This window comes from Bacteroidales bacterium (assembly GCA_023229505.1).
In the GTDB taxonomy this organism is placed as follows: Bacteria; Bacteroidota; Bacteroidia; order Bacteroidales; family JAGOPY01; genus JAGOPY01.
In genome coordinates, this window is record JALNZD010000006.1 from 70,915 (window position 1) to 85,010 (window position 14,096).

5 protein-coding genes are annotated in these 14,096 nt (G+C 45.0%); 3 read left to right on the forward strand and 2 right to left on the reverse strand.

Features of this window, described 5'->3' with window-relative positions; all coding sequences use genetic code 11:
* Positions 1 to 191: 191 nt before the first annotated feature.
* Positions 192 to 7,319, reverse strand: coding sequence for a T9SS type A sorting domain-containing protein (locus tag M0Q51_03705; protein ID MCK9399090.1), 7,128 nt, complete (start codon positions 7,317 to 7,319; stop codon positions 192 to 194).
* Between the two features lie 213 nt (positions 7,320 to 7,532).
* Here M0Q51_03705 and M0Q51_03710 point away from each other — a divergent pair, with 213 nt between their 5' ends.
* The 3 genes from M0Q51_03710 (at position 7,533) to M0Q51_03720 (ending at position 12,910) form a co-directional block, all read left to right on the forward strand.
* Positions 7,533 to 10,706 (forward strand): gliding motility-associated C-terminal domain-containing protein, encoded by a 3,174-nt coding sequence (locus tag M0Q51_03710; GenBank protein ID MCK9399091.1) that lies wholly within the window; start codon positions 7,533 to 7,535, stop codon positions 10,704 to 10,706.
* Positions 10,707 to 10,724: 18 nt separating this feature from the next.
* On the forward strand, positions 10,725 to 12,434 hold the full coding sequence (locus tag M0Q51_03715; protein MCK9399092.1) for a glycosyltransferase family 39 protein: 1,710 nt from the start codon (positions 10,725 to 10,727) through the stop codon (positions 12,432 to 12,434).
* Between the two features lie 191 nt (positions 12,435 to 12,625).
* Positions 12,626 to 12,910: an RNA-binding protein gene (locus tag M0Q51_03720; GenBank protein MCK9399093.1), complete on the forward strand. Its 285-nt coding sequence runs from the start codon at positions 12,626 to 12,628 to the stop codon at positions 12,908 to 12,910.
* Positions 12,911 to 12,943: 33 nt separating this feature from the next.
* On the opposite strand, the gene M0Q51_03725 is transcribed toward M0Q51_03720, so the two are convergent.
* Positions 12,944 to 14,095, reverse strand: coding sequence for an aminotransferase class V-fold PLP-dependent enzyme (locus tag M0Q51_03725; GenBank protein ID MCK9399094.1), 1,152 nt, complete (start codon positions 14,093 to 14,095; stop codon positions 12,944 to 12,946).
* Between the last annotated feature and the right edge of the window lies 1 nt (position 14,096).

Genomic DNA, 14,096 nt, shown 5'->3' on the forward strand with positions numbered 1-14,096 from the left:
CATATTCAATACATTATCATTTTTTTAATCACTAAAATTATAATTAAAACTTGAAAAACAAAAAAATTAATCTATTTTTTATACCCTATCTTCTCCCTTTGTTTTTAAAAAATATTTTTCCAAATCCCTTTATTGCAATAAAAAAAGGGCTTCTGCAGAAAAAGAAGCCCTAAATAAAAATGTAATTTATTTTATTCGGTAATCAGAACTCTTCTTGTCAGGCTGGTATTATTGCTCCTGATCACCACTGTATATAATCCTGCCGAGGATGATCCAAGATCTATCACCTTCTGGCTTTTACCGTTAACCGTCATCTCATAATCTTTATAAACTTTCACTCCCAGTTGGTTATAAACAGTAATGGTGTATGATTCTATTACCGTGCTGACGATTGACACCGTGAATAAACCATTGTTCGGTACAGGATAAACGCTGATCCGGGTTCCGGGCAATTCATCCATTCCCACGAAGATCACCTGCACATGGTTGGATTCTTCAGAGCTGCAACCGTTTAAAGTCACAATGGTCCAGTAATAGCCTTGTTCCGTTGCCTGGTAATCCTGGTCAACAGCTCCGGGAATCAATACTTCATCGTAATACCATTGGTTACCTGCAGGTGCACTGCTGTGCAGCAGGTATGACTCATCAACAGTCACCACCGGTGTTGCCGGAATCGGGTTTACCCTCACCTCATAAGCCGGTGAAGGAGCGCCGAAGCCGCAAATATTCTCTCCGGATACCGTGATATCGCCTGTTACAGCATCCAATGCAAAATCAACTAAGATGCTGTTGGTATTTCCTCCATGGACGATAGTAGCGCCTGCGGGCACGATCCAGTTATAACCCACAGCATTGGGAATCGGGTTCACGGAATAGCTGACACCCTGTGTTCCGGCGCATAGCTCTGGTGTACCGGTTATTTCACCGGCAGCACCAGGGTATGCCATAACGGTCACACCGAAGGTTGCCGGAGAGGCTGCGGAACATCCGTAGGTATTCGCATAATTCACACTGACGGTCTGAGCGCCTGCACCGAACCAGTTCACTTCGATCTGGTAGGTTCCCTGTCCGGTTACAATCGTACCGCCTGAGGTAACCGTCCACACGTAATTGCTGTACCCCGTTTCCGTGGTATAGACATGCAGACCTGAATTTACGCATGTCATATTGGAACCGGTGATAGTCGGTGTAGGCAGGTTACCAACCGTGACATTAAGGGTTGTCGGTGCGGCAGCAGGGCAGCCGCTGGCACTGGTATAAGTTACGCTGACGGATTGAGCGCCCGCGCTGTTCCACTTAATGGTGACGGTGTTGGTTCCTGCACCGGCCATGACCTGGCCACCGGCGGAAACGGTCCATACATAACCGGTCATTCCGGCTTCTGTGCTGTAAACGTAGCTCGAAGTAATACAGGCAACATTCGGGCCGGTAATAGTGGGCACAGGCAGCGGATTAATGGTAACTGCCAGGCTTGACGGGCTGCCGTCGCCGCATACGCTCGTGCCATAAACGGTAACATTCCCGGAAACAGCAGAACTGTTATAGCTAACTGTAATACTGTTCGTACCGGCACCTGCTGTTATGGTTCCACCGGGAGGTACTGTCCATACATACCCTCCATAGGCATAAGTAATAGGTGGAACGGTGTAAACATGTCCGGAAGTTGCCTGGCAAATCGAAGTCGGGCCGGTGATAGTACCTGCTGCCAAAGGGACCGGGCAGAGTGTGGTGAATACCTGGTCTTCACCATTGGTCGTACCGGTCGGGTTCTGCCCGACACAACGGAAATGATAAGTTGTGTTATAAGTCAGGCCTGAGATGTCAGCATAGACAGCAGTCGGTGTGTTACCGGTCACTGTTCCCGGTATCCCGGCGATGGTATAGCTATATGATGCTGTCAATCCCCACTCGAAAGTAACCGTAGTATTCTGGTTATTGGCATTTATAGTTCCGTTGAGGCGTGCCGTAAAATTCCCGATGTTGCTTGCCGGGTTTGTAGTGACGATTGGAGGAGCAGCACCGGTTGTGAAAGTCAGGTCAGCTCCGTTAACGGTACCACCGGAGCTTGAAGCTACTACCCTGAAGTGATACAGTGTATTAATGGCCAATCCGCCAATATTCGCACTTACAGGTGTAGCAGTGCTTCCGTTAACCGGGCTCTGATCAGCAGTGACCGTAAATCCATAAGAATCGGTCTCTCCGTATTCAAATGTTACGGTAGTAGCGTTGCAGGCGGCATTGACTGTTCCGTTCAGGGTTGCAGTGTTACTGGCGATATTAGTGGCTGCAAGGGTTGTCGCCTCAGGAGCACCGGGATCGGCAGATACTATGGTCAGATCATTCCCGTAAACAGTAACACCATCTGATGTCACACCTCTTGTCCTGAAGTGCCAGGTAGTTGAAGGCGGCATAGAAATCACCGTGCTTATGGCTGTTGGGGTTGTACCTGTGATGGTTGCAGGGGTTCCGGCAACCGATGTGCCATAGGAAGTTGTAGGACCATAATCAAAGAAGCTATCGACCGTCAATCCGTTGGCATTGATAGTACCATTCAGCGTTCCTCCTCCGCAATTCAAGCCCGACGCGGCTAAAGTAACCACTGCAGGATTCGTGCCGAATTCATAAGCACCGATATCCGGCGGGTTGGTCCGCGTTGTACCGGCATAATCCAATGGTACTGTTGCCAGGTAAATTCCCTGGTTGTCGATATCCGTACTGCTTGGATGCAGATCTGTAGCTGAAGCGAATATTGGATCCGCGTTTTTGGAATTGGCATCCTGGCCCGTTGCTGTCTGCCATGCGGCAAGAGTGGTCCGATCAGATGCTAAATACCCTAAAATACCAGTAGCACCGCTGACAAAATAATCGTTGTAATTAATATTGGTGAAAGCAGTATTGGCAGCCTGTGAATTGATTGCATAAGCTTTATCTGTCGTAACAGTAGTGTTGTCAAAACTGTTCACGAAAATATTGTCTCTGACATCCAGCGAAGTTGAAGTAGAGCTGTTAAAGAAAGCGGTAGTAACCGTGGCGGCGCTGTAACCTGCATAAGAACCAAACAGATTTACCGAATTATGGTACACGCTCACACCTCCCATCGTTCCGTCTATAGCAAGACCTATCCCCCAAAATGTGGTGCTGGCATCACCGGTGCACTTGATATCAGTAACGATATTATTGGCAACCTGGATATTACTTGAAACAAGTGTGGTTACAAGATTAATACCCCTGGCGCCATAACCACCTGTATTTGTATTTAACAAACCACTGATCTGGTTACGTGTAATGGAAACATTTCCGGTAGTGCTGAAAACATAAATACCATAAGGCGGTGTAGAGGATGCAGTGCTAAGAGTACCAATTGTGTTGCCCGTTATGGTGAGGTTCGAATTTGCATTAGCTGAGGATGCTGCAATCCCTCTCGGTCCGCCTGAGGTACCGCTGAATACTGAAATAGTATTATTTGAAATAGTACTGTTTATAGTACCAGTGGCAAACCAGATACCAGTCAGGTTAGAGGCATCAGTAGTATTAGCTATATTGCCAATAGTATTGTTGGAAACAGTAGCTCCATCAGCACCCTGTACATACAATGCTGCTAACCTGATCGAATTGGTACCTGATGTTGAAAGGTCGTTCTGAGTTAACAGCAGGCCACTTCCGTTTCCTGCTGCAACAACAGCATTACAGTAAACACCAATGTATGCTTTCTGAACGGTGTTATTGCGCAATGTTATGTTCGTATAATAACCTGGGCTTCCGGAGGTAGTACCATCAGAAACAATTACAGCCGAACTGCTGTTTATACCGTTGATGATATTACAGTTCTTTACTGTTACGTTGGTAATTGGTGTAGTACCTGTGGAACCGATCAAAATGACCTGTGGAGTAGTTGCACTGGAATTTTCAATCGTTAAATTCCTATCAGTACCCCCGGAGTTCGATCCGTCAATAATGAAATGGCTTTCCAGGATTCTGAAAATTTGTGAACTTGCAGAAACCCCTGTGATTAATGATGTAACACCAGTAGAAGGTTTTAAAGTAACCGTATTTGTGGAAGTCGGTTTGTTATCGTTGTTAACGCTTACAATTAAAGGGAAAGTTTCAGTAGGATAAGTAGCATCGGTCAGTAAAAATGTTACCGGACCACTTACACCGCGCATGTTAAGATCCGCTATTGCCGCTGTAATTGTTGCATAAACGCCAAACATAGCTTCCCTGTTTTCGGATCCCGGAATCTGGAAATTGTTCACAAAAAGTTCACCCTCGTATGGCCTACCGTTTTCCATTGGAATCCAGCTTACTTCTTCAACTTCCGTCATTTGCCTGACAGACTTTGGTTTGAAGGAGGTTTCAGTTGTTTCATTATATTCTCCTCTTTTTTCTTCCACTTCAACATCAATTTCTTTCATAACCCTCTTTACTGATTTTTCGAAAGAAATGTTTTTACCTGTTAAACTGTTAAATAAGGCAAGACCGACAGTATAGTTTCCACTAAGAGGTACCATAACACCATAGCTGCTGGGTGTTGTAGGTGGCGTAGCAGCAGCCGGAGGATTTATGGTAAACCCGGATGCTCCGGCCGAAGGAAATGATCCGGCATTTGGCGTGGGAGCCATATCCTGTGCAACAACATAATAGTATACCATATCCCCGAGGACAGCACCGGCTCCAAAAGTGAAAGTATAAGTGCTGCCGCTAACCCATGTGGCCGTTTCAGGGGTATACGACCCGCTGTTGATTCTCCAGTACAACACCGGAAGGCCGATACCTGCAGTAGGAACGCCGGAATCATCCGTGATAGTGGAAGTGAGAGTACGTGCACCTGTCAATGAGGTATTTATCAATGGAGTATAAACAATAGAAGGCGGTGTCGTATCAAGGTATATGCCGGCAAACTCATCGGCACCTATATCAGGCGTGGTTGCATTTCTTGCCTGGCCGTCAAAGTCGGTGGTGATACCGGAAATGGGTACGCCACCGCTTTCAATTTGAGTGCCTATTGCTTCATTTATATGTAAAAAGTCAGCGCTGGAGCCACTTAAACTTTTGAAATTGGGATCTTCTGTAATTGATGCGGCATCTCTAGGGCTAACGAGGGTTTTATATTCCGAAAGCGTTTGCGTTGCAGTTACTCCATTAAAATAGATAACCCTTGTCGCGCCTGGGGTTCCGGCAAAAAATAGGTTATTATTCGAAACACTTGTATAATTTGCCAGATCAGCCGATGAGCGCTGATAGGCAACGGTCAGACCTGTCCCTGCGGGTGTCGATTTGTTCACAATGATATTGTTTCTAAGGGATAAAGCTGCCGTTGTTGCAGTTGCTGAGGAAGTAACAAAAAGACCCGATGTACTGAAGTTTGCACCGGTTGAACTAGCATCTAAATACACATTATTATATGAAACATTAACAGCAGAGGTTGTTGTGGCTGTGGTGATGTTGATCCCTCTGACCGAAGGTGCGGTTGGTCCGGTAGAACTGGCGAACGGCGCTTTTATATCACCGATTAAATTATTGTAAATATTCGCAATTCCGGATGTTCCAAGGCTACCTTGCAATAATCCTGATACTGTTGGTGCTCCGGTAGAGGTACTTTGGATATTATAGATTTTGTTATTAAAAATATTCGGTGAGCTGCTTGCCTGGTTGATCCCGGCAATGGTTAACCCAGCTCCTGAAATATTATATACTTGATTTCCTGAAACTGTCCTGGTACCGCTAGTCGTAAATGTATAGATACCATATAAAGTTCCGGTTCCATTATGAGTTAAGTCCCTGACAACATTATTGTTAAAATTTTCAATAGTCGGAGACGCTATATTATATATACCATAAAGTACTGAAGTACCTGTTATTTTAATACATGTTAAAGTGTGTATCAGGTTGTTATTCACAACAATGGTTCCTGTTGAAGTTTGAATACCGTACATAGTGCTGCCTGTACCGGTACCATCTATACTCATATTGGATATAGTATTATTGGTTACCGTCTGGGTAGCACCTGAAGATACATAAATACCTATGGTGGTTCCACCTGTCGTCCCGATTCGTGAAATATTATTAATTGTATTGCTGTTTATTGTAACTGAAGTAGCAGCTCCTGAATTATATATGGGATAAAACACACCACTTCCGGTGAGTCCAGCAGCACTGTAATTCAGGTTTGTTATACTATTTCCATCGATGCTGACATTAGCTGCACTGGAGCTGCTGTAAATGCCATAAAATACACCTGAGGTGGCTGAAAGATACTCTCCCGTAAGCACATTATTGTTAATGTTTACGGTATTGCCTGCTGCCGTGGAACCTATCGCGTTTTCAATCATGGCAACCTGTGAAGTTGTCCCTCCGCCTTTTATGGTGAGCGTATTATAATTTATGTTGGCATTGGCACTTATACCGGCTTGGGCATATATTCCTCTTAAAGTTGATGGATGGTTCACCCCAGAGCCATCATTGTTATTAATCGTATTGTAGGATATATTAACCCCCCACTGATAATTTGCCCTTATTCCGGCAGCAGGGTTAGTTGCACCGGTTGCACCGCCATAATTCAGAATAGTGTTTCCGGTTGATATTGAAGTACCTCCGACATCATTACCTGTATCGCCCAGCGTAAATGGCGAAGCAGCAGCATAACCATTTAAGACAATTCCATAGCTACAATTCTGGAGAATATTGCCGAAGAACATATTATACGAGTTGGATCCTTCAGCAACCGTTGGTGTCAATGCCGTGGTTTGAGCTGAAACGGTCGCGTTTACAACATTAATTGCTTTTGACCCTTCTACAGATGGTCCGCTGCCTGATGCATTATTTACCCGGCTTAAATTTACCACGCAATTTTTAATCGTGTTATACTGGCAACCATTATCAACGGCAGCTTTAAACAGTGCATAACCATATTCCATGGTAGCAGGATTGGTTGAATTCGGATCATAAAGATCTATTCCATTGATGGTGACATAGTCGGACCCTGCTAAGTTCCAGATACCATCCTGTACTGCCGAGCTTGGCGTGTTCGTTCCCGTGTTTGCCGTAATCAATGGATTTGCCCCTGCACCGATTTTTTGAAAAATAATAGGATTGGCTGCAGTCCCGGTCGCGGTTAGTGAAATGACAGCGGTTATTGTTTCTGTATGTCCGGAAGTCACGTTAAAAGTAACCCCACCGGCGCCAACGCCCTGGGCATTCAGGTCTGTAACTGCAGCGGCAATCGTTGCATAATCACCGGGAATGGTTTTTGTCCCGGTTAACTGCCCGAATGTCATTTGCACAACAATCAGGGCGAAACATAATAGTAACAGTTTTTTCATGATTGAAAGATTATAGGTTTATAATTTATGGAAGAAATGTGAAAAAAGAAGTGAAATCAGCAGGACAGCGGTTTAAGCATAATTAACCTCTTGTTTCTAAATGAATTCGACTTTTTCAGTGATAAAGATAATTCTTTTTTAAAAGAATAAAAAAAACAAGGAAAATTTTTATTTTTACACCTATTCTAACTATACTCTCAAAATTTAAAGACCTTGAAAAGGATTCTTTTACTATTCATTATTCTAATACCAGCTCTATCAATCATTGCACAGAAAGAGGCTAACTTCTGGTATTTCGGACACTACGCCGGCATGAATTTCGCCTTGGGCATCCCGATAGCTTTGACAAACGGTGCTCTCTACACCGGTGAAGGATGTTCCTCTATTTCAACTTCCACCGGAAACCTGCAGTTTTACACCGACGGCCGGTTTGTATATAACAAGAATCACAGTCAAATGCCACATGGAAGCGGCCTACTGGGCCATTCATCCAGCACCCAGTCCGGGATCATCGTTCCCAAGCCCGCCAGTACCAATCAGTATTATATTTTTACCGTCGATGCCTATGATAATAACCTGGCCAATGGTTTGTGCTATTCCCGTGTTGATATGACGCTCGATGGCGGCCTCGGGGATGTGGTCACCTCGGAAAAAAATATTTCCCTGATCCCTTTAACCTGTGAAAAAGTGACTGCCGTGGGGCATAGCAATGGCATCTCAATATGGGTTATTACTCACCAATGGGGCACCGATGCATTCTATGCTTATGAGATAACTACTGCAGGAGTGAACCTTACACCCGTTATCAGCCATACCGGACCTCCACTTATCGGGGATATGCAGGCTTCCAAGGGTTACATTAAAGTATCCCCGGATGGGTCAAAAATCGCCATGGCCAATAACACCGCATTTATGGTCGGGATTTTCAGCTTCAACCATGCCAACGGAACCGTAACCCACCTGGTGACAGACTATAACTTTGTAAACCCTGGAGGAAATGACCCGGGCGGGCCCTATGGCGTTGAGTTTTCAGCAAACAGCCATTTGCTTTACATCGGCGAATGGAAGGCAAACCGCAAGATTTACCAGTATGACCTTACCTCAGGTGACCCCACGACAATTCTGAATTCCAGGGTCATAGTGGCTTCGGTCGGCCAGAGCTCCCAGCCTATTGGCGCATTGCAACTCGGGCCAGACAACCGTTTATATATCGCTAGATATGAAAATCCTTATATTTCACGGATCAATTCGCCTAATGTCATTGGCACGGGTTGTGGTTTCGTTGAAAATGCCCTTAACCTTGCGGGAAGGGAATCAACCTACGGCCTGCCACCTTTTATCCAGTCTTTCTTTTATCTTACCGCTGATTTTTACTGGGATACACCCCTCTGTGACGGCACGCCCATCCAATTCTATACCAGCGCCTCCGATAATCCCGATTCGGTTAAATGGAACTTCGGCGACCCCGACTCGGGTCCTGAAAATACATCCACACTGATAAACCCAACCCATTTGTATACGTCAACGGGTAACTTTTGGGTCACTCTCGTCGTTTACCTCTATGGGGTTGCTAAAAATGTCTTTCACATTATAGTTGTGCATGAACAGCCAGAAGTGTTTATCGGGAATGATACGACGATGTGCGCCTCGGTACCGTTCATTCTGGATGCCGATACCGGGTTTGTCCACTATTTATGGCAGAATGGCGATTCAACCCAGACCACAGTGGCTGAAACATCGGGCCTTTACTGGTGCCAGGTGACCGGTGAAGGAGGCTGTACTGATACCGACTCCATAAACCTTATCGTTAACCCGGCATATGATATCATTATGGATACTGCCATCTGCCAGGGTGAATCTTTCTTTGCCGGAGGTGGCTGGCAAACCCAGACAGGAACTTATTATGATTATTATCTTACGGCCCATGATTGTGACAGTATCCTCACAACCAATCTTATGGTTAACGATACTTTCCAGCTAGTGCTTGATATGTCAATTTGCGAAGGGGATTCCATCTTTGCCGGTGGAGACTGGCAAACGGAAACGGGCATCTATTATGATCATTACCAAACCGTTAATGGCTGTGACAGCACCTGGGTAACGAACCTCACCGTTGCTAACAATATGTCCATTTATGAAAACATGACCATCTGCGAAGGCGACAGCGCCTTTCTCCAGGGAGGCTGGCAAATCCAGGCCGGCACTTACCGGGATACAGTTTCCTCCGGAACCGGTTGCGACAGTATCTTTATCACCCAGTTATCCCTTGCAGACACATTCTATATCATGAGCACCGCCAGTATCTGCCAGGGAGATTCAATTTATATTGGCGGAGCCTGGCGAAAGGTGGCAGGGAATTATTTCGATTATAAACAGACCCAACTGGGGTGCGACAGCACTATCCGGACCCAGCTGAGCATCATTGCTCCGGTTTACGGCGCTGACCAGGCTTCCATATGCCAGGGGGACTCCATCCTTATAGGCGGGATCTGGCGAAAATTAGCCGGTACTTATGATAAATACCTTCAATCCTCATTGGGCTGCGATAGCATAGTGGCGGTGGATCTGACCGTCATCGCGCCGGTTTATGGCAACGACTCAATTACCATTTGCCAGGGGGATTCCATCTTCCTGGGAGGTGCTTACCGGAAAACGGCCGGGAACTATACTGAAATCCTGACTGCGCCTTCGACAGGCTGCGACAGCATCCTTACAACGCAACTTACCGTCAATCAGGTTTATTTATCCGAGCTGGATACGTCCATCTGTGAAGGCGGTCAGATTTACCTGGGCGGCGGTTACCAGAACCAGGAAGGTACTTATGAGGATTATTTCGTTACGGTCAATGGATGCGACAGCATTATCCGTACCTATCTTTCACTGGTATTTCTGCCAAAAGTGTTCCTGGGAAATGATACCATCCTGCAAATCGGCTCGGAACTCTGGCTTTATGCTTTTTATCCCGGTGCATCCTATTTGTGGCAGGACGGTTCTTATGACTCCATCTTAAGTGTCACGGAAACAGGGAACTACCATGTGGTGGTTACTACACAATGTGGGTTTGATACCGATTCCATCCATGTCCTGTTCGGTAATTATTACTGTGATCCCTTCGTTCCGAATGCCTTCACTCCCAATGGCGATGGGCAGAATGACATCTTCCTGCCTGTTTTCAGCTGTGAAATCCTTGAATACCAATTATTAATCTATGACCGTTGGGGCACATTGCTGTTTAAAACTAATGAACAGGGCCAGGGATGGGATGGAAGAATTAATGGTGAACTGGCCCCCGGCGAAGTCTACGTATGGTTGATTGTATTCCGGTCTGGCCTGTATGACAGGATTGTCCAGAGAACCGCAAAGGGGAATGTTGTGGTGATCAGGTGAGATGAAGATTCAGTTTACATGATATTTAAAAAAAACCTGTTGTGGATATTTCTTGGCATCTGGCTGGCAATCAATTTGCTCCAGGCTTATTTCACCGGTTTGTTTAATGATGAAGCCTACTATTTTTTTTATTCCCTTGACCTTTCCTGGGGCTATTATGATCATCCTCCGCTTATTGCCATTTTCATCAAGCTGGGATACTTAATCTTCAATAATGAACTGGGAGTGAGAATTCTGATTGTTTTATTATCCCTCTGCACTATTCTGATCATTTATAAATTATCAGAAGTTAAAAATGATTTGCTTTTCGGGGTGCTTATCTTCTCTTTCATGATTTTTCAAATCACCGGTTTTCTTGCCCTTCCCGATTCGCTGCTTCTATTCTTCACTGCACTCTTTTTTCTGGTTTACAAAAGCTATACTGAAGAAAGCAATATGCTGAATGCATTGCTGTTGGGTGTGGTGATGGCCGGGATGCTTTATAGCAAATATTTAGGGATAATGATCATCTTCTTTACGGTGATGTCGAATTACCGTCTGTTGTTTAAAAGATCATTCTGGTTAGCTGTCGTGGTTACAACCGTTTTATTTATTCCCCACCTGATCTGGCAGTACCGGCATGATTTCCCTTCTTTCTATTACCATCTTCTCGAAAGAAGCCACGATGAAGTATTTCGATGGAGTAACTTCGGTGACTACATCATCGGTCAGTTTGGCATGACCAATCCAATATTGTTCATCCCCATCCTGTATTTCATTATAAGGTTTAAACCTTTAAATCTCTTTGACAGGTCCCTTAAATTCACAGCGCTCGGCAGCCTGCTGTTGCCATTCCTGTTAATGCTCAAAGGCAGGGTGGAAGCCAACTGGACCATGGCCGGCCTGATCCCGGTTTTCCTGATTGCTTTCAGGATTTTCGCCAGCCGGCCTAAATTACACCGCTATCTTTATTATACCGGCGGTATTTCACTGGTTCTCATCCTTCTGATCAGGATATTACTGGTCCATAACTTCCTTCCGGAAAAATACCATAAGCAGATTAAAGCATTAAGCACCGGATGGGAGGCATTTTCCGAAGAAGTCAGTGCACTGGCAGAAAACCGGTCCGTGGTATTCATCGGATCATACCAGAATCCCTCCCAATACATGTTCTACACGGGGAAAGATGCATTTTCCTTTAATAATGCGCTATACCGGAATAACCAGTTTGACCTGGAAGGTATTGAGGAGCAACTACAAGGCAGGGAAGTATTGATTTTCATTCCCAAACGTAATTTAAACCGGGATGAAATGGATGATTATAACATACAACTTACCGACAGTCTGGCGCTTCCCACCGGATCAACCCAGTATTATCACATTGAAAATAATTTTCGCTCCTACAATTTCCTGCAGACGGATATTCTGCTTAATAATCATGATGTAAAGGCAGGCACAGAAGTTACGATCCCGGTAATTCTCAGGAATCCCGGTGACCGGCCGGTATATTTTAATGAAGCAGAACCCGGCAGGGTTTTTCTGACATTTGTACTTCTGCAGAATGGAAAACCGGTGATTTATGAGAAGTTTGAAGATATCTCTCATTTAGTATTAAAGGATGAATATAAAACATCCTTCAGGATGAAAGTTCCTGATAAACCGGGAGTATATTATCTCAAGATCTCGATAAAAAGCAGATGGCTTCCTCCCGGGATCAATAGCAGGCTTTTTAAGATCAGGGTGAAGTAAAAAGCCAGAATAAAAGCATTGTCGTAATAATAATCAAAAAAATAATTTTGATATATGAGCATAATTGTCAAATAAGTATTATCTTTGTGGCCACTTTATAAAATTCAGTTGTGCACCTCTTAGTCTTACATTATCCCCATTTATTAAATACTACCACTTTTTTTTATTAATCATTTTTATTTTTTTTCCACATGAACATTTTTGTAGCAAAACTCAGTGCATCCACTACGAGTGAAGATTTGAGAACTTTATTTGCAGAATACGGCGAAGTCGTTTCCGCGAATGTTATTTTCGACAAGATGACCGGAAGGTCAAAAAGGTTTGGTTTCGTTGAAATGAAGAACGATGAAGAGGCTAACAAAGCCATCAACGAACTGAATGAATGCGAATACGACAACAGCCAGATCGTAGTGAAAAAAGCCCGGCCTGCAACTGAAGGCCCGAGGCCTCCAAGACGCGAATTCAGAAGGTATTAATAACCATTCCTGAAAAATCCTGCCGGGATGAAATCATCCCCGTAGGGAAGCGATTTCGGCAACTGCCTGAATAGCTTTTTCGATGTGATCATCCGTGTTAAACGGGCCAATGCTCAGTCGCACGGTGCCATGGATCTTATCAGTGCCTAAGCCCTGATGAACCATGGGAGCACATTGCAAGCCGGTCCGGCAGGCTATGCTGTAGTCAACATCCAGCATAGTACCTATGTCACCTGATTCAAAACCGTCAACGTTAAAACTCAGGACAGAATTTTGATTTACAGGGTCTTCCGCACAATAAGTCGTAACCCGACTGATCTGCTGAAGGCCTTTTCTTAATTTATCCCATAAGGCGATTTCCCTGGTATGCAGGTTTTCTATACCTTGCCCAATCACCCACCTGACGCCGGCATTAAGCCCGGCTACACCCAGGATGTTCAATGTTCCACACTCCAGGCGGTAAGGGTACTCTTCCAGGTGTGTTTTCTGGGCAGAACGGACCCCTGTGCCACCATAACGCGTCAACCTCACCGGGACATTTTCCATCACATAAGATCCGCCAATACCGGTTGGCCCCATCAGGCATTTATGACCGGTGAAAACCACCACATCAATTCCCATAGCTTTTATATCGACAGGGATCACGCCGGCACTCTGGCTTGCATCGACAATTAAATAAACCCCCATTTCCTTACAGATCTTTCCGATCTCTGCAACAGGCTGAATGGTTCCGATCACGTTGGAACTGTGATTGACCACCACCATCCTGGTGTTTTTGCGGATAACCTTCCGGAAATCATCAGGGTGCACATAGCCTTTGTTATCGAATGGCACATGAGTAAGTTCGATGATCCCTTCCATCATCAGGTGGTGAAGCGGACGGAGCACAGAATTATGTTCCAGCGTGGTCGTGACCACGTGATCGCCTTTTTCAGCAAGGCCCTGCAGGATTATATTCAGGGAGTCGCTTGCGTTATAACTGAAAGTTAAACGGTTTGGATCGTCTCCATTAAATAGGTCCGTAAGCAGTTTCCGGGTATCTTGCACGACTTCTTCGGTTTCAATGGCGGCATCAAAGCCGGAGCGGCCGGGATTCACGCCATTTTTCCGGTAAAAGCTGTCCATGAACTTGTAGACCACTTCAGGTTTAGGGAAGGATGTGGCTGAATTGTCAAGATAGATCATC

Coding starts and splice junctions, on each gene's coding strand:
- M0Q51_03705 (MCK9399090.1), bottom strand. CDS start 7,319: ATGAAAAAACTGTTACTATTATGTTTCGCCCTGATTGTTGTGCAAATG.
- M0Q51_03715 (MCK9399092.1), top strand. CDS start 10,725: ATGATATTTAAAAAAAACCTGTTGTGGATATTTCTTGGCATCTGGCTG.
- M0Q51_03720 (MCK9399093.1), top strand. CDS start 12,626: ATGAACATTTTTGTAGCAAAACTCAGTGCATCCACTACGAGTGAAGAT.
- M0Q51_03725 (MCK9399094.1), bottom strand. CDS start 14,095: ATGATCTATCTTGACAATTCAGCCACATCCTTCCCTAAACCTGAAGTG.